Here is a 21,405-nt window from a genome sequence, read left to right as displayed (position 1 = left end):
CGCTCTCACGCGTCGTCCGCGAGCGGCACCGAGATGACCACCGCGTGCCAGCCGTCCTCGTCCTCGAAGCGGACCTCGCCGCCCATCGCGTCGAGTATCCACCGGACCGCCCACAGCCCGATGCCGTTCCCGTGGTGGAGCTGGGTTATCTCCTGGTCCCCGGCGATGAGCGACCGCTCCAGCTCGGGGATACCGGGGCCGTCGTCGGCGATACGGAGTTCCAGCCGGTCCCCGACCACGTCGAGGCCGACCCGGACCCGCACGCCCGGCGCGTTGTGTTCGAGGGCGTTCTCGACGAGGTTCGATACCACGGGTTGCAGCCGGTCCGGACCGGCGACCGGTGCCGGCTCGGAGGTCGTGTCGAGCGTGATGGTCTCGTCGGGCCAGTCCGACCGGAACTCCTCGACGACGTTCCCCACGACGGTGTCCGGTGAGGTGCCGGTCGTCCGGTCGTGGGCGAGCGCCCGCGCGGCCTCGCGGGCCTTCTCGCTCATCGAGAGGACGTTCTCCGTGGAGGAGACGAGCCCGTCGATGATGGGCGCCAGGTCGGGGTCGTCGACCCGTTCGTCGAGGAGGTTGGCGTTGCCGTTCGCGATGCTGATCTGATTGCGGACGTTGTGCCGGAGGACACGGTTGAGGACCTCGATACGGCGCTGCCGGCGCTGTTGTTCGGTCACGTCGGTGTACGTCGCGAACGCCCGCAACCCCTCGGGCGTCTCGTAGGGGACCGCACGGAAGAGGAACTCCCGGGGACCATCGGCGGTCCGACGACGGATCTCCTCGGTGACGGGTCGGCCCTCGCGGACCTGCTCGTCGATGCGCCGCCCCGTCTCGTCCTCGTCATCGAGCACCAGGTCGTTGGCCGGGAGCCCGACCAGGGCCTCGGGGGGGCGGCCGCCGCCGAACGCGTCGGCGAACGGCTCGTTACACCGGCAGATTATCGGCTCGCCGTCCTCGAACCGGACCTCGTTGACGGGGTCCGGGATGTGGGTGAACAGGGAGGTGAAGCGGTCGCGCTCCCGGGACAGCGCCCCCCGGGTCTCGGCCAGTTCCGAGATATCCCGTACCACCGCGACGAACGGCGGGTCGCCGTCCTCCCCCAGCGACACCTCCAGCTCGACGGGCCGGGACTCCCCGTCGACGGTGACAGTCGTCTCGAACCGCCCCGGTTCGCTCGGAGCGGCGTTCTCGGTCGTTGCGACCATCTCCGCGAGGTCGGCCGCCGGCAGCAGCTCATCGATCTCCCGCCCGACGATGTCGTCGGGGTCGACGCCGAGGTACCGCGCCAGCGAGTCGCTCACGAGTTCCACCCGCAGGTCCCCGCCGACGACCGCCGCCATCTCGCTCCCCTGCTCGATGACGGTCTCGTAGAGCCGGAGCCGGTCGCGCTGGGACGCCTGCTCGAGTGCTGCCTGGACGCTCTCCGACAGGATCTCGGCGATCCGTCGCTCGAAGTTACCCGTCCGGGCCCCCTCGGTCTCCAGTCCCAGCGTCCCGTGCTCGCCCAGTGGGATGACCAGCCCGTCGGTCGCGTCGGCCTGATGGCCGTAGCCGCCCGGTTCGAACAGCTCGCGGTCGAAGCCGAGCGTCGTTCCCCGCTCGTACGCCTGCCCGGAGAGACTCTGCCCGACGGCGACGGGTTCGACCGCCGTCGGCTCGGTTCCGGTCCCGGCGACGGGGACGAGCTGCTCGGTCTCCTCGTCGTAGAGCCGGATGAGGCAGTCGTATCCCAGGACCTCCTCGACCGCCCGTGCCGCGGCCGTGGCGACCTCGTCGCGGGTTCCGGCGGCCAGCAGCGAGCGGGTCCGCTCCAGCAGTGCCGTCACGGTCTCCTGCCGTTCGACACGCTCGGTCACGTCGCGCTGGGTACCGATGTAGCGGACCACCTCCCCGTCCTCGTGGACGGGTGTCACCTCGAGCTCGTTCCAGAACGGCGTCCCGTCGGCCCGGTAGTTCCGGAGGACCATCTGGACGTGGTCACCCGCGTCCAGTGTCCGAGCCAGTTCGGCGGTTCGCTCGGGGTCCGTCTCGGGGCCCTGCAGGAATCGACAATCCCGGCCGAGTACGGCGTCCCGGTCGTAGCCCGTCAGCTTCTCGAACCCGCGGTTCACGTACGTCAGTGGCCGCTTCCCGTCGACATCGGCGTCGGTGATGGCGATGGCACTGTCGGCGGCCTCGATCGCCCGGCGCTGCTGTTCGACCGTCTCCCGGAGATGGCGCTCCTCCAGGCGGTCGCCGATCCACTCCACCAGCAGCTTCACCAGCGTCCGCTCGTCCTCCGTGAACGACTCGCGGGGCTCGTCACCACTGAAACAGACCGTGCCGTACAGCACACCATCGACCGTCACGCGCCCCCCGACGTAGCAGGAGAGTCCGTGTGTCTCGTGGGTAGGCGTGCCGTCCCAGATGGAGTTATCGAGATCGGGAATCAGTTGGGGTTCGTCGGATTCGACCGTCTCGCGGCAGTACGTCGTCGAGAAGCGGAACGACTGGCCGGACTCGATGACCCCGGGGCCCACGGCGAGTTCCACGTCGTAGTCGTCCGTCTCCGGGTCGATGATCGAGAGGTACGCGTTAGAGACATCCAGCCGGCGACGGCCGATGTCGAGCATCCGCTTGATTCGTTCCGTCTCGTCCAGCCCGGGTTCCGCTGTGACCAGGTACAGCTCCTGCAACGCCTCGTGGCTCCGCCGAAGGTCCGCCACCCGCCCCTCCCCTGCATCGTCGTCGGCTGCCTGGTCCCCCGAATTGACCGTCTCGTCGTTGGGGGGTACCATCGTGTTGTTAGTGCGTTCGAGGAGGCGCTATGAACGCTAAAGTGTTCTGACTACCCCCACATCGGAACCGACACACAGTGGATAGCTTCGGCGGCCAGTGTGGCGATGCTCGGGTGGTCAGTGGCTGAAGAGATGGACGAACTCGTCGTCCGGCGCGACCAGACAGAACCGTGCGTCCCCGGGGGCGGGGAACCGTGTCGTCGTCTGCCGGGTCGAGAACAGCCGCGAGAACGGCTCACCACATGCCGGACACGCCATCCCGTCACGGTTCTCGAACAGTTTCGTCTCCCCGCCGTCGCGGAGTTGCTTGAGCCGGTGCCGGTGGTCGTGGATATCGAAGCTCATCGGCGGCTGTCGAGCACGTCGTCGCGGCCGCCGTCAGCGGCCACGTGGTCGCTGTCCGCAGCCGTCTGGCCGTTCGACCCGTCCGTTCCGGGGTCGCCCGCCGGTTCGGACCCGGCTATCGGTTCGGTGGCGCCGTCGGGGAGGTCGAACTCGACGTGGGCGAGCAGGAGTTCTCTCGTCGGCGGGGGCCGCCGGTAGACGGCGACCCAGAGGAGTCCCCCGACAGCCCAGACGAGCGCCGCGAGACAGACGAACGCGGCCCTGGCGAGCCCGCTCGCGACGGTCGGTAGATGCCGGACACCCGCCAGCAGCGTCCCGCCGAAGGCTCCCGCGACGACCGGCCAGACGAGCGAGTCGGGCCCTGGCGACGACAGCAGGACCACCAGGGTCACGAGCCCCGGGACGGTCACGAGGGCTGTCCGGAAGGGGCTCCGGAACAGCGCGTGGTCCTCGTCACGCTCGGCGCTCAGCCCCACCACGAGGACCGCGATGGCCCCCGCGATGGCCGCCCACTGCACGCCCATCGGGTCGCCCGCTGCGACCGGGCCGTACAGCTCCCGGGTCGAGGTGCCCGGGTCGACCGGCTCCCGTGCCAGCATCCACACCACGTAGAACGTCGTCAACCAGACCAGCGCGACGATGTCGACGAGATACTCCTGTGTGAGTTCGGTCAGGCCGACGGCCAGCGTCCGGTGGGCCAGCGCGAGCGGGAACACAAGCGCGTAACAGGTGAACCCCAGGGTCAGCCAGTCCCCGCCGATGATGGGGTCCGCGACGAGCCCGAGTACCGTCCCCGTGACGTACCAGCCCAACCAGAGGTAGGGCACGACCGTCAGCACGACCGCCGCACTCCGGCCGGGGGCCAGGACCAGCGCGGCCGCGGCCCGCCGGACGAGCGCCAGGGGCGAGCGCCGCCGGCTCGCGGCGTCGGCCTCCCCCCCGGAAGCGGCCTCCTCCGCTGCCGGGTCACCCGCTGGCGAACGGTTCTCCATGGGCCCCGAACGGGGGCGCCACTCATAGCGGTCCGGTCGATTTCGACACGTGAATCGGGGCCAGGGCCGCGTTTCGGAAGCTGAGTCGTGGCGACGCTTCTTGTGTGGATGGCCCGATGGCCCGGTAAGAGCCGGTGGCGACAATGACAGGGACCAACGAGGAGACGGCCCGGCAGGTGCTGGAGTTCCGCCTGGACGGGGAAGCCTACTGCGTGAGTATCGACTACGTGACCGAGATCGTGGATATGGGGGATCTGACGCCGATTCCCAACGCACCACAGCACGTCAAGGGCGTGATGGACCTGCGCGGGGAGACCACGGCCATCATCGACCCGAAGGTCCGACTCGACATCGACGGCGCCGTCGGGGACCGCATCATCATCTTCGACTCGGCGGTGTTCGACGACGAGCGGTCCATCGGGTGGGCCGTCGACAGCGTCCGCGAGGTCGCCCGCGTCGCGCCGGAGTCGGTCGACGACCCGCCGGTCGAGCGCGACCACGTCCGCAGCATCGTCAAGCGCGACGACGGCTTCGTCATCTGGGTCGACCCCCGCGAGATGGACGCTGCGGGCTCGACCGCTGCCCGGGCGGCGGACTGAGGAGAGAGTATTTGCAATTGGTAATATTCTGCGGGAATACGCAAAACTCTGGTTGCTGTTCGAGTACATTCCTGACCAGCGGTACGCAAACTCGGTGGTAGGCAACCAGTGTAAACTGGCGTTTTCACGACCAGAAAACCCGCTTCGGTTCTTATGTGAATCCGGTCTAATGGGTAGGTACAATGGGGACCAGAGAAGGTGATGATGTGATGAGCACGGAAGCGCCCGAGGCACTCGAACGACTGCGCGCGGAGGTCTCCGGTGGAGCGTCCGGCAGCCCTGATTCGGTGCAGTTGGCGGACGAGTTTCTGTCGGAGGTGCTGGAGTCGTTCGCGCCGGCGGGTGAGTTCGCGTTCAGCGAGGAGACGGTGAAGGGTGACCTGGGCGAGATTCTGCTGACGCTGGTGGCCCACCGGTCGACGGAGACGAACGGGAAGCGGCTGATGGAGGACCTGGGGCGGGTGTTCGACGCGGACCTCTCGCCGGGGACGGTGTATCCACAGCTCCACGAGTTCGAGGAGGAGGGGCTGCTGGAGCGCCACGAGCTGGTCCGGACCAAGGAGTACCAGCTCGACGATGCCGACGCCTGCCGCGAGCGCATCGCCGCGGAGATGCGCCAGCATCTCGTCCTGGGTCTCTTCTACCACCGCGCACTCGCCGACCTGTAACGTCACACGAGAACTGCCCGCGAGTTCTGTCGTCTCGCCGCCGACGTCGAGGAGCCGCCGGAAGAACGGACGGCGGTCGGGCGGTGCCGCCCGAGAACGGTGGACGGTCAGTCCAGGAACTCCGGGAGGTCGAGCGAACCGGTGGAGTCGGGCGAGGAGAAGTCGAGCATCTCGACCTGTGAGAGTGCCGGCGGAAGGCCGCTCGGGTCGCCGCCGTCGGGTAGCTCGACCGACCCCTCGGTGACGAGCGTCGACCAGAGGGCACCGGGTGTGCCGGCGTCGGCCGCGGCAGCCTTCGCCTCGGTCCGTCCCTGTTCGTAGGCGAGTTCGACCATGCTCCGGTCGTAGGTGGTCTCGACGCTCTCGTAGAGCTGCCGGAGTTCGGCACGGTTGCGCTCGCCGAGGCGCTCTGCGACGCCGACCGCGTACGCCCGCTCGACGGCCTCGTCGGCGGTCAGGCGCTCCCAATCGGTCCCGTAGGTCCGCTCGTAGCGGCTCATCAGGTCTCGACCGTTCGGTCGGGGTTCACCCGCAGCCCCCGCTCCGAGAACGTCAGGCGCCTGATGTCCGTGTCGATGGCCGTCCCGCGCATCTTCAGGACCTGGATACCACGAGTCATCCCGCTCCCGTCGAGGAAGTTGTGGAAGAAGATGACCCCGTGGGCGAGGTAGTGCTCGTTCGCGTACGAGGCCGGGTCCGTCATCTCGGAGATGAGCAGGACGGTCGCGTCCGTGCGTTTCAGCGCCGACAGGAAGTTCGTGGTCCCGGTCTCGCCCGCGAAGTGTTCGAGCAGCATCGTCGAGTCGATGATGACGCGGTCGATATCGTTCTCCTGGATGGCGCCGACGAGCCGGTTCGTCAGTCCGGACTCGGAACCGAACTTCGAGAGCGTCCGCTTGCCCTCGTTGGTCATCAGGTTCAGGAACTCGATGGCTCCGGACTCGATGGCGCCCGAGAAGCCGAACGTGAAGTTCGCCATGTCCTGCCGGAGCTCCGCTTTCGTCTCGTGCATCGTCACGTACAGGCAGTCCTGCCCGTTCTCGACGCCCTGGGTGACGAACTGCGAGCAGAACGTCGTCTTGCCGCTTCCTGGGGGGCCGCTGACGACGTGCAGCCTGTTGGCCGGCAAGCCCCCGTCCACGAGCTGGTCGAACCCCGGGACGCCACTCGGAACACGCATGCAGCCCGCTATGGGACCCCCCATTATCGTCGTTTGCTCCACATCGGAACGCGAAACGGGAGGATTGACACGTTCTGGAGACAGCCTCCGTCCTCGAATGCGATTTCGAGAGGTTTCGACGCTATGGCCAGAAGATAGTAAAGGTTCGTCGGTGTACGAGGGTGTATGGAGCCCGACAAGGGGCCAGTTCGGCGAGACGACGAGGTCGCCACGAGAGCGGACACCGACGTGCGGGCGACCGTGGACTGGTACTTCGGCGACCTGGTCGACCAGGTGGCGGCCGACTGTGCCGTCTCCTGCGAGCAGCTGGTCGCTGCCCTGGCGAGCGTCGAGCGGGAGGCGAGCACGCGGCGTGACCAGCTTGCCGAGCGCGGGGAGGAGGTCTCGACCGCCGGCGCACCGGGGGAGGTGCTGGCGCTTCCTGTCGGCACGCTACGGGTGTTGACACGGGCGTGTGACCTGTCCACCGAGGAGGCGGAGGCGGTCCGGTCCGTCCACCGACGGATGGCACGCGCGATTGCTCGGCTCCCCGAGGACGACTCCACCGACGCCGTCGTCTTCGCCGCGGAACCAGCCGACCTCCACTGACGCTCCCCTCACCGCGGTCCCTTGTCCTGTGAACTCGTTTTCCAGTTTCGCACCGACACCCGGAGCTCCGAGTGGAGACGTTGTCCGGGAGCAGTCAGAGACGGCGGTGCCGTGCTGAACTCGACAGGCAGCCGCTTGCAGGTCCGACAGGAACAGTGACAACGGAACTCGAACCGGCCGAACAACACTCCGATGACAGGAACACGGAATCGCGGGACGACGGTCGGACTCGTGATCAGCCGCGGTTGATGTCCACGTCGTCGTTGTCGCCGATGTTGTCGGTGAGTCGGTCGACGGAGTCGCGGATCTCCTCTACGTTGGCCTGCTGTTGCTGGTTCATCTCGGCGATGGTCTCGACCTCGTCGGCGACGGTGACGGACTCGTCGGTGGCCTGCTCGACCATGCTGGCGATCTCCTCGGTGCTGGCGGCCTGGTCGTCGGTTGCGTCGGAGACCTCCTGGATGCCGGTGGCGGTCTCCTCGGCGGCCTCGGCGATATCCTCGAGACTGTTCATCGCGGCCTGTGCCTGGCCGAGTCCCTCGCCGATGACCTCGTTGGTCTCCTCGAGACTGTCGACGGTTTCGGCGGTCTCCTCCTGGATCTCGGCGACCATCTCCTCGATGCGCCCGGCCTGCTCCTGGGCGTCCTGTGCGAGCTGTTTCACCTCGTCGGCGACGACCGCGAAGCCCTCGCCGGCCTCGCCGGCGCGCGCGGCCTCGATGGAGGCGTTCAGTGCGAGCAGGTTCGTCTGGTCGGCGATCTCGTCGATGACCTCCACCACCTCGTCGATCTCGTCGACGTTCGACTGGAGCTGTTCGACGTCCTCCGTGACGTTCTCGGCGGCCTCGTCGACGTCCTCGAGCACGTCGATGGCATCGGTCGCTGACTCGCGGCCCTCCTCGGCGAGTTCCTCGGCCTCCTCGCTGGTGTCGGCGACGCCCTCGGCCGTGGAGGCGATCTCCTCGACCGTCGCGCTCAGCTGCCCGACCTCGTTGGAGACGTTGCGCATCCGGTCGACCTGCTGGTCGGTGAGGTCGTTTATCTCTCCGACCGTCTCCGTGACATCCGAGGAGAGGTCCCAGAGCCGGTCGACCGGCTGCTCGACCTCCTGACTGACGTCCTCGCTCAGCTGCTGCTGTCTCGCGAGCTGCTCCTCGACCTGCTCGCTGTACGAGTGGATGTACGTGTCCATCGCGACCTGCTGGTCGAGGTTCAGCAGCTTCAGGGCGGACATCGTCCGCTCGACGACCTCGTCGATGGCTTCGGCTGCGGGTTCGCCCGGTACCTCGAGCGCTTCCGTCCCCTTGTCGCTCGCCCCGCCGGACTCGGCAGCCGCCCCGCCGTCGGTCAGGACCATCCCATCCTTGACGTCCTCCGCGATGGCACGGATGATTCCCTCGTAGTAGATGTGGTAGGCGCCCATGTACACCTTGGGCCCCAGGTCGAGCATGTCGTGGATCTTCCCGATGCGGGCTCGCCGGTCGAAGTACGACTGCCCGTACTGGCCACTCCCGAGGTCCTTCAGGTACTGGCGCTGGGACTGCTTGAGCATCTCGACGCTCTTCGTCGAACTGCCGATGATGTCACGGGCCTCCTCGTAGCCCGTGAGGTGGTCGTAGAAGTCCTCGACGAGGTCCTCGGCGATACGGTCGAACGTGTCCGACATGGACTCGAGCTGCTCGGCGTCCGCCCGGTCGAACCCGGTGAACGACTTCCGCCAGTCGATCTCCCGCTCGTCGATGCCGATACTGGCAGACAGGGACGAACCGCTGACGCCCCGCCGCGTTTCGTCGTCGATCTTGATGCTGTCGTCCGTCATACACCCGGCTATTCGCTGGGTATTATTAGGGGGAGTCTCCGAATCGAGGCTCGATACCAGCGGTGCCGAGAATCTCCTCGCTCGCAGGCTCCAGAGGAGGCCACCGACTCCCCGTCGGCTCTCTCAGCGGTTCGCGACCGGGGGGCGCCAGCCGTACTGGTCGGTCACGTACTCGAACAGGCTCGGGAAGTGCGGGCGCTCGCCGACCTGTGCGTCGGCGAAGGCGGCCTCGTCGACATCGTCGAAATCGTCCCCCTCGACGACGCGCCGGAGAACCTCGCGGGTGTCGCCGCCGTCGGCGAACGTCTCCGCGAACGCTTCCGGGCTCCCACCCACCCGTTCGGCGAAGGTCTCGCGAGCGGCCGTGTACGCCTCGTCCAGCCAGGATTCCCGGTGGGCGTCGTCCGCGCTCGCGTGGTGGTCGACCAGCGAGCAGAACTCGCCGGCACCGAGTTCGTCGGTGGCGACGAGGAACGTCACCAGCCGCTCGGCACACACCTGGATGGTCGGGTCCGACGGGTCCGCCTCCGGAAGCGGGACCGTCTCGACCGCCTCGTGGGTGGTGCTCGGCCCGCTCCGGAGCGTCACCTCGTAGCTCGGGCACCGGTCGGTGTCCGGGTTCGTCCCGTCCTCCGGTACGTCGTCAGTACGTGCGACGTACAGCGTGTACTGGAAGCCGCCGTGGCGCAGGAGCCGTACCGTCTCGTCGCCCTGGCCGGACGGCTCGACGCCGCGCCAGGAGCTGATTCCCAGCGCCGAGAGCGGCGGGGTCGCTGGCGTCGGGCTGACGACCGCATCCAGCAGCTCCCGGTAGCTCCACCCCTCGACACACGGGATCTCCGCGAGCGACTGCAGTGCGCGCGACCCGTCACCGCGGAGCGGGGCCGACCGGCCACAGGTCTCACAGACCACCCGTCGCGTCCCGCGGTCCGACTCCGGACCGAGGCGGAGGGTGTGTTCGCCGCCGGCTGCTGCCGGGATGCGGTCGTTCCGGCAGGGTGCCTCGGAGAGCTCGGCCAGCGCGTCGTGGAGCGTGTGCTCGGCCACGACCGTGACGGGCACGGTGCGGCCGCAGCGACCACAGCGGACGAGTCGGTCACGGGCGTGCAGGACCGGCTCGTGGCCCTCGCATGAGCCCTCCAGGTCGAAGTCGGCGAGCGTCGTCTCGGCACCCCCGTGGACTGCCATGCGGGAAGCATCCGTGCCCCCACGTAAAACCCGTCACGGGGAAATCGAGGCTCGAAAGCCCCGGTTCGGCGCTCGAAACCGTCCGCGGCGCTTTAGGAGCGCCGCGTCCATCCCCGAACGACCCGATGGACGCGGACCCCGACCCACGGACGGTGCGACGGGTGTCGGTCGAGCCACCGGTCCCGGAGCCGACCGACTGCGTTCCGCCGGGCGAGCCCATCACGACCCGAGCCTCGCTCTCGGGCGGCTGGCTCGCCGTCACTCGACGGCAGGTCCTCGTCTACCGGACCGACCGCGAGCCACGGCTCGTGACCGTCCCGCGTCCGAACGTGACCGGCGTCGCTATCCGACGCTCGGGCGACGGTCCGGTCGTCCGGTACGCGCCCCGAATCGCGGCGTACGGCGTCGTCGGAATCCTCGTCGGCCTCCTGTTCGGCGCACTCGTCCCGGCGGCGTCGGTCGATATCCCGCAGGACTCCCCGGCAGCCGGCGCCTTCGGGTTCGTCACGGTGCTGACCGGCGGCCTCCAGTTGCTCGGTGACGCCGCGGTACTGTTCGGTGCCCTCGCGGTCGTCGGGGCGCTCGGCGCCCTTGGCTACCGGCTCGCGACCGGCGGGAACGTACTCGTCGTCGAGGTCGCGGGTGCGTCCCCCGTGCGATGTCGGGCCGCCGGCGGCGGTGGACGGCGTGCACTCCGGCGCATCGAGGACGCGCTCGACGAGCCAGTCGGAACCGGCGCGGCGGGCGCCACGGATGCCGGGACCGACCGCGAGCCGAGCCGGGCCGACTCCGATGCGGACACTGTCGACTGACGCCGCCCCGGTACTGGCAGACGTCGGAGCACGACGGCGTGGCTACCGCGACTCACCCGCCGACGTATCCAGTGCCTCGGAGAGTCCCGTGGCCCGACGCTCGGCCGGCAAGACTGGGTCGACGTGCTCGTCGAGCGTCGGTATCCGGTCGAGCGCGATGGCGAGGGCCTCGTGCAGGCTGTCGGTCGTCGCGACCTCGCGACGCCGTGCGGTGCCCGCAGGGCGCGCGTAGCAGGTCGCCGGGCCCTCGGGAGCCACCGGTCGCTGGGGGTCGACGACGACTCGATGCCCCCGGCCGGACAGCTCCAGCACCTCCGTCACGGGGGCCTCGCCGAACTTCGTCACCGCCGTCCGGGCGGTCCAGGCCGTCGGGAGCCACCGCGTGAGCGCGGCGACATCGACCACGTCGGCCAGCGTCCGCCGCTCGGAGACGGTTTCGAGCGGGGGGTCGTCGGTCGTATCCTCGGCCTCGGTCGGCGGCCGGTCGGCGTCCGAGGTCGGGTCGTCGGTCGATGCCTCCGCCGAGTGCTGGTCGTCGGCCGCACCCCCCCACGGGATACGGGCTCCGACAGCGGCCACACGTCGGACCATACCCCGACCTGTCCGTGAGGTAGTAATGCAGTTCTGACAAGACCGTCGAAAGGAGTGTCGTTTCAGGCGGCGAGAACGGTCAGTGCGAGGATTCCGCCGAGGAGCACCGTCGCCCCGAGCAGCAGCCCGGTCATCAGCCCGTGCCCCACCGCCCTGTCGTCGAGAGGTCCTGCCATCACCACCTGCCAGCGGTGCCAGCGACAAGAGGCTCCCGTCGGTGTCGAGACGTGAGTCCGGACGAGAGTTAAATAGCGCCTGCAACCACCGCCCGCCTATGACAGCGTCGCCAGTCGAACCCCCGCGGCTTCCGCGGGGCATATGACGCACGCTACGGGAGCGCGGCACGCGACCGACGGGCAGCTCCGGGCGGTCGTCGTCGACGATTCCCAGTTCATGCGGACCGTCATCAGCGACATCCTCGAGACAGGCGGCGTCGAGGTGGTGGCGACGGCCGAAGACGGCGCGGCCGCGGTCGAGGCCGTCGTCGAACACGGTCCGGACGTGGTGACGATGGACCTGCGGATGCCCGACGTGGGGGGCGTCGAGGCCGTCGAGCGGGTGATGGCCGAGCGCCCGACGCCGGTGCTGGTGCTCTCGGCACACGCCGGCTCCGAGGAGGAGTCCACCTTCGAGGCACTGGACCGGGGCGCCGTCGACTTCTTCACCAAACCCGGCGGCGAGGTGTCGATGGCGATGCACGACCACGGGGAGCAACTGGTCGAGACCGTTCGGTCGGTCGCGACGGTCGACCCGACCGCGGCCGGCGCGCCCGAGTCCCGGGCCGCGGAGGACAGTGGCGTCGAGACCGGAGGGCACGGTGCCGACGGCGCGGCGAGCGAGTACGTGGCGGACGCGACGCTCGTCGTCGGCGCCTCCACCGGCGGCCCGCCGGTGGTCGAGGAACTCGTGGCGGGACTCCCGCTCGATGCCGACCTCCGGGTCCTCGTGGTACAGCACATGCCCGACGCGTTCACGGGCCGGTTCGCCGAGCGACTGGACGACGCCTCCGACTACGACATCCGCGAGGCGACCGACGGCGCCCGCATCGGCGGTGGCGAGGGGCTGGTCGCGAAGGGCGACCACCACCTCGTCGTCTCGGGGTTCGGCGGCGGCCGGCTCCGGGTCAAACTCACCCAGGACGAACCCCTCCACGGCGTCCGGCCGGCGGTCGACCGGACGCTCGAATCCGCCGCGTCGACCGTCGACGGGCCGTTGACTGCGGCTATCCTCACCGGCATGGGCAGTGACGGTGCGGCCGGCGCCGAGGCGGTGGCGGCCGCCGGCGGGACCGTCGTGGCACAGGACGAGGCGACCTCGGCGGTGTTCGGGATGCCAAAGCGCGCCATCGAGACCGGCGTCGTCGACGCGGTCCACCCGGCCGGGGCGGTCGCCGACGCCGTCTGCAACACCCTTCTCCGATCATGAACGACGACCACAGAACCACCTTCGTCTCCGAGGCGAGAGAGCATATCACCGACCTGAACAACGCGCTGCTGGCGCTCGAGGACGACCCGACCGACGCGGAGGCCATGGACTCGGTCTTCCGGACGGCCCACACGCTGAAGGGGAACTTCGCGGCGATGGGGTTCACCGACGCCAGTAGCCTCGCCCACGCGCTGGAGGACCTCCTCGACGAGATCCGCGCCGGCGAGATGACCGTCTCCAGCGAGGTGATGGACGTGACCTTCGACGCCGTCGACCGCATCGAGGCGGCCGTCGAGGCCATCGAGGCCGGCGAGGACGAGGACGTCGACGTGAGCGACACCGTCGAGAGCCTCCGCCGGACGATGGACCACGCCGATGCCGAGGGCGACAGCGAGACGGCCACAGGGGACGAGAGCGGCGCCGCTGTCGAGATGACGGACGACGCCGCGGCCGACGGCGCCCCCGTAGATGGCGCCTCCAGCCCCGGCCACGAGGCTGCCGAGTTCGCCCATGCCGACGCGGTGCCGGCGTTTCCCGGCGCCGACCGCGTGGTCCACGCTCGGGTGACGGTCGACACCGGCGAGATGCCGGGCGTCGAGGCGATGTTCGTGCTGGAGGCGCTCGCGGAGGGGTTCGAGGGGTTCGAACTCGCGCCGCCCCGCGAGGCCATCGAGGGTGGCGAGTACGACGGGGCGTTCGATGTGTTCCTCCCGGACGACGAACCCGCGGCCCTGGCGGCCGGGCTGGAGACGGTCGGCGCGGTCGACTCCTTCGAGGTCACCACGGTCCGCGAGGCGGCGGGCGAGTCCGGGTCGGAAGACGAGGTCCCCGGCGCGGAAGGCGATGCGAGCGCCGGCGCGCCAGCCGGCGAGTCCGAAGCCCTCGATGTCGCCGCAGCAGCGGCGGACGAGTCGCTGGCGACGACCGACGGCGCGGGGTCCGCCCCCGACGCCGGTACCGACTCCGGCAAGGCCCCGAGCGGGGACGCGGCCGCCGGCCGGGATGCCGGGCCGTCGGCCGACGAGATCGCCTCCGTCCGGGTCGACGTGGACCGGCTGGACGAACTCCACGGGCTCGTCGAGCAGCTGGTCACCAACCGCATCAACATCCGGCGGGCCGTCGAGGCCGAGGAGTTCGAGAGCGCGAAGAACAGCATGAGCGACCTCGACAAGGTGACGAGCCGGCTCCAGAACACGGTGATGGACATGCGGCTCATCCCGCTGCGGCGCGTGGTGAGCAAGCTCCCCCGCGTGGTCCGGGACACCGCCCGCGACTCGGGGAAGGAGGTCGACTTCGAGATGCACGGGAAGGATATCGAGCTGGACCGGTCCATCCTCGCGGAGATCGGCGACCCACTCATCCACATCCTGCGCAACGCCGTCGACCACGGTATCGAGCCGCCCGAGGAGCGGGAGGCCGCCGGCAAGCCGCCCGAGGGACAGGTCGAACTCCGCGCGAAGCGCGAGCGCGACCACGTCACCATCGTCGTCGAGGACGACGGCGCCGGGCTGGACGCCGACCGGCTCCGGCGGAAGGCCGTGAGCGAGGGTGTCCTGACCGAGGAAGAGGCGGCCGCGATGCCGGACGACGAGGCCCATGACCTCGTGTTCCACCCGGGACTCTCGACCAACGAGGAGGTGACCGACCTCAGCGGCCGCGGGGTCGGGATGGACGTGGTCCACCGGACGGTCGAGCAGCTTGACGGCTCCGTGAACGTCGAGTCCACACCCGGCGAGGGGACGACCTTCCGGCTGCAGCTCCCAGTCTCGGTCGCCATCGTCGATGTCCTGTTCGTCGCCGTCGGCGAGCAGAGCTACGGCATCCCCATCAAGAACATCGACGAGATAACCCGCGACGACGACATCGAGCAGCTCCACGGCGACGACGTGGTCAGACACGGCGACGACGTGGTCCCCGTCGTCCGGCTCTCGGAGGCCCTCGACACCGGGAACGGCCGCAGCGCACTCGCCGCGGACGGCGGGTCGGCGGCCGGCTCCGGGGCCGCTCCGGCCACCGACGGCCCCGGCCGGGACGGCCTCGACGGTATCACTGCCGGGCAGAGCGCGATGGACCGGAGCGGCGGGATGCTCGTCCGTATCCGCCCCTCCGAGCGTGAGGTGGCGCTCCGGTGTGACCGGGTACAGGACCAGGAGGAGGTGGTCGTGAAACCGCTCGACGGCGCGTTGAGCGGCATCTCGGAGCTCTCCGGTACGGCCATCCTCGGTGACGGCAACATCATCCCCATCCTGAACGTGAGGGAGCTATGAGCGGCCGGGGGGCCCGCGGCGACGCCGACGAGTCGGGGGCGACGAGCGGCAGCCTCGACACCGTCCTCTCGTTCGTGACCGGCGAGATGGCGTTCGACCCCGGCCCGTACAACGACGCCTACCTCGACCGGCGGGTGACCGCGCGCATCCGCCGGACCGAGGCCGAGACCTACCGCGAGTACCGCGGCCTCCTCGAGGCCGACGAGGCCGAGCAGACGGCGCTGCTCGACGCGCTCAACATCAACGTCACCCGGTTCTTCCGCAACCCGGACGTGTGGACGGTCCTCCGGGACGTCCTCGCGGAGCTGACGGCGAACAACCGGACGGTCCGGTGCTGGAGCGCGCCCTGCGCGGACGGGCGCGAGCCCTACTCGCTGGCGATGCTCGCGCGCGACGACCCCGCCATCGACGCGAATCGACTGGACATCGTCGGCACCGACATCGACGGCGAGGCGCTGGCGGCGGCCCGCCGCGGGGAGTACGAGACCACCCGGACCACGGATATCGCCGAGGAACTCGCACCGCTGTCGGACCTCGACGCCCACGTCGACCGCGATGGCGACTCGTTCGCCGTCCGCCGGCCGGTCCGGGAGATGGTCGAGTTCCGCCGCCACGACCTCCTCCGGGAGGACCCACTGGGCGAGTTCGAGCTCGTCCTCTGCCGGAACCTGCTCATCTACATCGACGGCGACCACACGCGCGACATCTTCGACGGGCTCGCCGCGGCCGTCGTCCCCGACGGCTACCTCACCATCGGCAAGTCCGAGACGCTCCCCCGCGAGTTCCGCACGTCGTTCGATGCGGTCGAGCGGGGCGCCCACGTCTACCACCACTGCTGACCATGTCACTGTACCAGCTCGAACGGGAGGCCGACGCCGACACGCTCGTCGAGTACCTCCGCCACGGCTCGCAGGTGGAGGTCCGGCGGCGAGCGGCGGCCATCCTCGGCGATATCGAGGACCCCTCACGTGCCCCCGACCCTGGCGACGCCGACGACCCGCTGGGGGCCGAGGAGCCGGACGTGGGCGATAGCGACACCGGCGTGACCGACGCGGACGGCGTCGTCGAGGCGCTGGTGACCGCGGCGACGGACGACGACGCCCCCGGCGTCCGCGGAGCCGCGGTCGACGCGCTCGACAGACACGGCCCCGCCGCCATCGAGCGGCTGGTCGAGGCGCTCACCGACCGCGACCTCGGCGGCGGGGCCGACTGGGTCAGGGCCGAGGCGTTCGCGGAGCTACTCGATGCCGACCGGCCGGAGCTACGGATGGCCGCCGCTGTCGGGCTGGGGCAGGTCGGCGACGAGCGGGTCACGCCGGTCCTGGTGGACCGGCTGGACGACCCCGACCAGCGGGTCCGGGCCCGTACGGCACGCGCCTGTGGCCGGGTCGGCGACCCCCGTGCCGTCGAGGCGCTGGCCGACCGGGCCGACGACGACTCGGCACCGGTCCGGCGCGCGGTCGCGTCGGCCCTCGGCGCCATCGGGACACCGCCCGCGCGCCGGGCGCTCGAGCCCCTGGTGGCCGACGAGTCCGAGTCCATCCGCCGGACGGCGGTCGACGCGCTGGGTGACTTCGGGAGCGTCGAGCCGGTCGACCCGCTCGTCGACGCGCTCCACGACCCGAGCGAGGGGGTCCGCCGGACGGCCGTCTTCGCGCTCGTGGAGGTGCTGTCGAACGCGCCCGCGGCCGAGAGCCACGAGGCCCGAGAGCTGGCCGTCGACCGGCTGGAGGACGTCGACCACGGGTCCGCCGTGGGGCCGCTGGCGGCCATCCTGACGGAGGCGTCGGGGTCGCCACAGCGCCGCAACGCCGCGTGGCTCCTCGGCCGCGTCGCCAGCGGCACCGGCGGCGGAGAGGCCCAGGCGGCGCTCATCGAAGCCCTCGACGACCGGGACGACCGGACCGCACAGTTCGCGGCGTCCAGCCTCACCAGCCTCGACGGCGCCGGCCTGGAGCGGCGACTGCTCGCGCTGCTAGACGACCCCGGGGCCTCGATGGACGCCCGGGCGCAGGCGCTGTTCGTCCTCGGCAAGGTCGGTGACGAGCGTGCCCGGGAGCGGCTGGGCCGGTTCGTGGACGAGACCGAGGAGGAACGCCTCCGCAAGCGCGCCTTCTCGGCGCTCTCGAAACTCGGCGGCGCCCCGGGAGGTGACCTGCCGTGAGCAAGACACCCGAGCGGAAACTGGCCGACACGACCGGCCGCTTCGCCCAGGTCATCGAGGACGGCCGGAAGCTGGGCGACGTGGGCTGGCAGCGCGGCCGCATCGTCCTCTCGACGCGCCGGCTCGTCCTCGCGGGCAACGAGGGCAAGCGGACGGTACCTCTCTCGGGCATCGAGGCCGCACAGGGACGGTTCGACATCAACCAGACCATCGCACAGGTGTCGAACTACGTCAGCGTCCGACAGGGCGACGACGTGTTCCTCGTCTCGCCCGAGGACGCCGCCGCCTTCGAGCGGACGCTGTACGGCGCGATGGTCGACGGCGAGGTCGTCCTCATCCGCCACCCCGCCGTGGAGGGTGGGGTCGTCCGTGACGTGGACTGGCAGAAGGCCCGCGTGAAACTCGAGGAGGAGCGCATCAACCTGGCCACCGAATCCGGCAAACTGGTCGAGATCGAGATCGACGACACGAGCGCCGTCGAGCGTGACCAGCGGACCGTCCGGGGGAGCGAGCGCCCCGTCGTCGAGGCCTCACACACCGACGACGGCACCAGCGTCGAGACGTACCTCTCGGGCAACCCGCGCCACTGCTCCATCATCGCCTCCGTCCTCGGGAAGGGCGCGGCCCGGAACGAGACGGACCTCGACCTCGACCCCTCGGAGCGGGAGGTCCTGATGGCGCTGTACTCGGGGGTGTCCTCGTTCGACATCCCGGAGTTCGTCGAACTCCCGCCGGACGACGTCGAGGAGATATTCGACCGACTCATCGAACTCGACGTGCTGGAGGAGGTCCGTATCCGCCGTGAGGTCGCGTTGCGCCCCCGCGGGCGCAACATCGCCAGCGAGTCGATGAACGACCAGTAGCGCGGCGGATATCGGTCTCTGTGTACGAGGCAGGTACTGTCTCCTACGAAGCATAGAAACTCTGGAGCGGCAGTATTATCCTGATATATCGACGATAAGAGGTGAAGTCTGGAGAGAATATAGAAATTTGTCGCAGAACTCAGGCAACGACCGGAACGCGGCACTCCGTACAGACGTGCTCGCCGTCCGCTGTCTCGAAGACGCTCCGCCCGTCGGACTCCGGCGTTTTGCCGCAGGTGTCGCATTTCATCATGGTATCTGGATGTTCTCCTCCGTGGATAAATAATTTTCGAGCAGTAACTTGGGAATATTGTGTTATGTTACTATCGGGCACGCTATGTTGTACCACATCTCCGGGGATGGCGCCGGGCGGTGTGGGCAGTGGCCGGCGGCCGGTCGTTGTGGTGTGTCGAGCCCGACCAGGAACAGATGCGGTGTGCGTCACATCTAGCCCGGGCGTCGGATGCGGCGTACGTCGGCTCCGGTCGAATGGTCGGATAGCTGCTCCCCCAAGGCCGTAATCAGACGTTGACGTCCTCGATGCGTTCGGTGACGACGACGCGGCCCTCCGGGGTGAGGCTGACGGCGTCCGGGCCGTCGTCGACGAGGCCCTGCTCTTCGAGACTGTTGAGGACGCGCGTGACCCGGGCGGCGTCGCCGTCGAGCAGGCTGGTGAAGTCGATCTGGCCGCCGGTCGCGTAGATGCCGACCAGCACCTGTTTCTCGGGGTCGGTCAGCTCCATGTCGGCGATGTTCGAGCGGAGGGTGTCGTACTCCACGCGCAGGTAGCGCCCGAGGAGGTTGACCAGCCGCGACGAGGCGGGTGCCGCGAGCGACGTGACCGCCTCCCCGTCGTCGGTGTGCTGGACGAGGAGCGTGGGGCGCTCGGTGCCGTCCGGCGACCGCTCGGTGCGGGTGAAGTCGATGACCTGCCCGGGGTCGATGCAGAAGCCGCCGTCGGGCGTGCGAAAGCGGACGCCGTCGTCGGAGACCGTCATCTTCGCTGGGCTGGCGGTCGCGTCGGTGACCCGGCCGCCGATGCGAGCCGGATGTTTCACGAGTACGTCGCGGCCGGTCACCAGCGCCCGGAACAGGACGGTGGTGAATCGGTCGATAGTGTCGCCGTCGCCCTCGACGACGGCAGTCCGGGTCGCGGAGCCGTCCCGGTAGGCGATGGTGAGCGAGTCGTCGAACAGGGCCCGCATGTCGCTGGGCACCTGCCCGACCACCAGGTCGACCACGCTCGTGAGCGGGACCGTCGTCCGCCGGTCGGCCGTGACGAACACGAGCCGCTGGCGGCTCATGACGACCCGGCCTCGCGTCGGCTCCGGCCGCCCTCCGTTCCCCGTCTCGAGTGCGAACCGACCCGTGAAGTCGGCGACTGGTTTCTCTTCTGCCATGGTCAGATACTGAGGAGCATGCTGATGAGCCGCTGGGTCGCGACGGCGGTCCCACAGCCGACCCACGTCAGCAGGACGAAGTGGAGGTAGCCGTTGCCGGGATGGCCGCCGTCGGCGGTCCGGATGGTCAGCGCGGAGACGACCGCGTTGAAGATGATGACACAGAGCAACAGCGCCTGCAGCAGCGGCAGGTTGTAGACGTCCGTGTGGAGCAGTTTGCCGAAGTCCATCCCACCGGCCGAGGCCGTTCCGATGTCGAACCCGGCGAGGATGCCGACGATCTCCAGCCCGGTGAAGAACGCGAACGATGCGGCCGCCGTGATGCCGTACAGCAGGCCGATGAGCGTCGTCGTGGCCTGGCTGCGCTGCTCGCGGAGCTGGTTGATCTCGTTCATGTTCCGGCTGATGAGCTCGCCGAGCTGTTTGGGGTCACCCCCCATCTCCCGGCCGATGAGGTACATCTCGCTGAACTTCTGGATGAGGTAGGAGCCGTTCTCGGCGGTGAAGAAGCGCCAGGCCTTGCTCGTGTCGATGCGCATGTTGAGCCGCCGGTAGAGGTCGTCGATGGTCCCGGTGAGCGAGCCGAAGTCCTTGTCGCGGAGCGTCGAGAGCACCTTCGAGGTGGTCGCCTGCTTCGCGCTCTCGGTCGCACCCAGCGCCCGGATGAACGACGGGAACTCCTCGTCGCGGTTCCGGATGCGCTTCTCCTCGGCCCGGAACGCGAGCGCGATTCCCAGGAACGGCAGCGTCGGGATGGCGACGTACAGCGGCGTCGGGAGCCAGCCGGGGACGAGCATCCGGAAGACGCCCACACCGACCAGCGCGCCCGCGAAGACGGCCGCCAGCAGCACGAACAGGAGGCCGCTGGCGGCCGTCACCAGCAACAGCTTGCGCTCGGCGTCCGTGTCGATGTCCTCTGCGACGTACCAGACCGGGTCGTACGGGACGACGGCGCGGATGACGAGGAAGAACCCCAGCTGGACGAAGCCGAACATGCTGATGACCGCCGCCACCGTCAGCGTCGGGTCCGTCCCCGTCAGGATGGGGAGAACCACGGCGAAGACCAGCGCGAACGTCATCGAGAGGATCATCGACAGGTAGAGGTCCTTCATCACGTCGAGGTTGTCCAGCGAGGACTCGTAGATGGTCGAGTAGTTCTCTATCATCACGCTCTGCTCGCTGAGGAGGAAATCATCGAGCGCCTGGCCCGCGCCCAGCGTGTAGGCCAGTCGGTCGAACAGGTCCGTCAGCGACTCGCTGGGGACCGACTTCGCCCGGCGGCGGCAGGCGTCGTCGAGGCTCTGGTTCCAGGTGTCGACCAGCTGGACGATGCGGCGGATCTCCTTCGCGAGTTCGCCGTACTCCTCCTCCTGTCCCAGCTTGCGGAACACCTCCATCCGGTCGATGTTCGTCGTCGACAGGACGGTCATGTGCGTGACCATCAGGTGGAACCGGTTCTCCATCTCGATGCGGCGCCGGTCCAGCGCCACCCGCGGGTAGGCGACGCCTGCGCCGAGGATGAGGAGCCCGAACAGCGGCAGGAGGAGCCGGACCAGCAACAGCGTCTCCACCGCGATCGCGGCGACGATGGTGACGAGAAACAGGAACGACGTCGGGAGCAGGACGGCCAGCACGTAGCGCCGGGCCGGCATCTCCATCTCCTCGTAGGCCGTGATGATACTCCCGAGGAGGTCTGCGGCCTGTGCGCTGCGCTGTCCGACACTCAT

General features: G+C 69.3%; 19 protein-coding genes. 9 read left to right on the top strand and 10 right to left on the bottom strand.

Going from position 1 to position 21,405, the window contains the following annotated elements; translation table 11 throughout:
• Window positions 1–5 precede the first annotated feature (5 nt).
• The 3 genes from NL115_RS19340 to NL115_RS19330 all read right to left on the bottom strand — a co-directional run bounded on the left by NL115_RS19340 (window position 6) and on the right by NL115_RS19330 (window position 4,114).
• Window positions 6–2,777 carry a PAS domain S-box protein gene (locus tag NL115_RS19340; protein ID WP_254830960.1) on the bottom strand — a complete coding sequence of 924 codons (2,772 nt, stop codon included), beginning with the start codon at window positions 2,775–2,777 and terminating at the stop codon, window positions 6–8.
• Window positions 2,778–2,894: 117 nt separating this feature from the next.
• A complete protein-coding gene (locus NL115_RS19335; protein WP_254830959.1) occupies window positions 2,895–3,122 on the bottom strand; it encodes a DUF7385 family protein in 228 nt (75 codons plus the stop codon).
• Window positions 3,119–4,114 carry a hypothetical protein gene (locus NL115_RS19330; protein ID WP_254830958.1) on the bottom strand — a complete coding sequence of 332 codons (996 nt, stop codon included), beginning with the start codon at window positions 4,112–4,114 and terminating at the stop codon, window positions 3,119–3,121. The genes NL115_RS19335 and NL115_RS19330 overlap by 4 nt, the downstream gene beginning before the upstream one ends.
• Window positions 4,115–4,257: 143 nt before the next feature.
• Between NL115_RS19330 and NL115_RS19325 the strand changes: the two genes are divergently transcribed.
• The gene (locus tag NL115_RS19325; protein ID WP_254830957.1) at window positions 4,258–4,713 is read left to right on the top strand and encodes a chemotaxis protein CheW; all 456 of its coding nucleotides are present in this window, start codon (window positions 4,258–4,260) and stop codon (window positions 4,711–4,713) included.
• 209 nt (window positions 4,714–4,922) lie between these two features.
• Window positions 4,923–5,381 carry a PadR family transcriptional regulator gene (locus NL115_RS19320; protein WP_254830956.1) on the top strand — a complete coding sequence of 153 codons (459 nt, stop codon included), beginning with the start codon at window positions 4,923–4,925 and terminating at the stop codon, window positions 5,379–5,381.
• A 107-nt stretch (window positions 5,382–5,488) separates the two neighbouring features.
• On the opposite strand, the gene NL115_RS19315 is transcribed toward NL115_RS19320, so the two are convergent.
• Entirely contained in the window at window positions 5,489–5,881 is a 393-nt protein-coding gene (locus NL115_RS19315; protein WP_254830955.1) for a DUF8057 family protein, read from the bottom strand.
• Entirely contained in the window at window positions 5,881–6,561 is a 681-nt protein-coding gene (locus tag NL115_RS19310; RefSeq protein WP_254830954.1) for an RAD55 family ATPase, read from the bottom strand. Before NL115_RS19310 ends, NL115_RS19315 begins: the two co-directional genes overlap by 1 nt.
• A 165-nt stretch (window positions 6,562–6,726) precedes the next feature.
• Here NL115_RS19310 and NL115_RS19305 point away from each other — a divergent pair, with 165 nt between their 5' ends.
• Entirely contained in the window at window positions 6,727–7,149 is a 423-nt protein-coding gene (locus tag NL115_RS19305) for a DUF8048 family protein (RefSeq protein WP_254830953.1), read from the top strand.
• A 235-nt stretch (window positions 7,150–7,384) separates the two neighbouring features.
• Here NL115_RS19305 and NL115_RS19300 read toward each other — a convergent pair whose 3' ends face one another.
• The gene (locus NL115_RS19300; RefSeq protein ID WP_254830952.1) at window positions 7,385–8,968 is read right to left on the bottom strand and encodes a globin-coupled sensor protein; all 1,584 of its coding nucleotides are present in this window, start codon (window positions 8,966–8,968) and stop codon (window positions 7,385–7,387) included.
• Window positions 8,969–9,091: 123 nt separating this feature from the next.
• Window positions 9,092–10,156, bottom strand: a complete 1,065-nt coding sequence (locus NL115_RS19295; protein ID WP_254830951.1) for a hypothetical protein — start codon at window positions 10,154–10,156, stop codon at window positions 9,092–9,094.
• A gap of 125 nt (window positions 10,157–10,281) precedes the next feature.
• On the opposite strand from NL115_RS19295, the gene NL115_RS19290 reads away from it, so the two are divergent.
• Entirely contained in the window at window positions 10,282–10,968 is a 687-nt protein-coding gene (locus NL115_RS19290) for a hypothetical protein (RefSeq protein WP_254830950.1), read from the top strand.
• A 42-nt stretch (window positions 10,969–11,010) separates the two neighbouring features.
• Here the strand turns inward: NL115_RS19290 and NL115_RS19285 are convergent, their stop codons facing one another.
• Complete coding sequence (locus NL115_RS19285; RefSeq protein WP_254830949.1) at window positions 11,011–11,559, bottom strand: hypothetical protein; 549 nt, start codon at window positions 11,557–11,559, stop codon at window positions 11,011–11,013.
• 318 nt (window positions 11,560–11,877) lie between these two features.
• On the opposite strand from NL115_RS19285, the gene cheB reads away from it, so the two are divergent.
• The 5 genes from cheB to NL115_RS19260 are packed head-to-tail and all read left to right on the top strand — an operon-like array spanning window position 11,878 to window position 18,278.
• A complete protein-coding gene (gene cheB, locus NL115_RS19280; protein ID WP_254830948.1) occupies window positions 11,878–12,984 on the top strand; it encodes a chemotaxis-specific protein-glutamate methyltransferase CheB in 1,107 nt (368 codons plus the stop codon).
• The gene (locus tag NL115_RS19275; RefSeq protein WP_254830947.1) at window positions 12,981–15,251 is read left to right on the top strand and encodes a chemotaxis protein CheA; all 2,271 of its coding nucleotides are present in this window, start codon (window positions 12,981–12,983) and stop codon (window positions 15,249–15,251) included. Before cheB ends, NL115_RS19275 begins: the two co-directional genes overlap by 4 nt.
• On the top strand, window positions 15,248–16,090 hold the full coding sequence (locus tag NL115_RS19270; protein WP_254830946.1) for a CheR family methyltransferase: 843 nt from the start codon (window positions 15,248–15,250) through the stop codon (window positions 16,088–16,090). Before NL115_RS19275 ends, NL115_RS19270 begins: the two co-directional genes overlap by 4 nt.
• A 2-nt stretch (window positions 16,091–16,092) precedes the next feature.
• A complete protein-coding gene (locus NL115_RS19265; RefSeq protein WP_254830945.1) occupies window positions 16,093–17,415 on the top strand; it encodes a HEAT repeat domain-containing protein in 1,323 nt (440 codons plus the stop codon).
• Complete coding sequence (locus tag NL115_RS19260; protein ID WP_254830944.1) at window positions 17,412–18,278, top strand: CheF family chemotaxis protein; 867 nt, start codon at window positions 17,412–17,414, stop codon at window positions 18,276–18,278. The genes NL115_RS19265 and NL115_RS19260 overlap by 4 nt, the downstream gene beginning before the upstream one ends.
• 521 nt (window positions 18,279–18,799) lie before the next feature.
• Here the strand turns inward: NL115_RS19260 and NL115_RS19255 are convergent.
• Both NL115_RS19255 and arlJ read right to left on the bottom strand, forming a co-directional pair.
• On the bottom strand, window positions 18,800–19,678 hold the full coding sequence (locus NL115_RS19255; protein ID WP_254830943.1) for a CheF family chemotaxis protein: 879 nt from the start codon (window positions 19,676–19,678) through the stop codon (window positions 18,800–18,802).
• Window positions 19,679–19,680: 2 nt separating this feature from the next.
• Window positions 19,681–21,405: an archaellar assembly protein ArlJ/FlaJ gene (gene arlJ, locus NL115_RS19250; protein WP_254830942.1), complete on the bottom strand. Its 1,725-nt coding sequence runs from the start codon at window positions 21,403–21,405 to the stop codon at window positions 19,681–19,683.

The organism is Haloglomus salinum (assembly GCF_024298825.1).
Taxonomy (GTDB): Archaea; Halobacteriota; Halobacteria; order Halobacteriales; family Haloarculaceae; genus Haloglomus; species Haloglomus salinum.
This window is presented reverse-complemented; position numbering and strand designations above follow the sequence as displayed.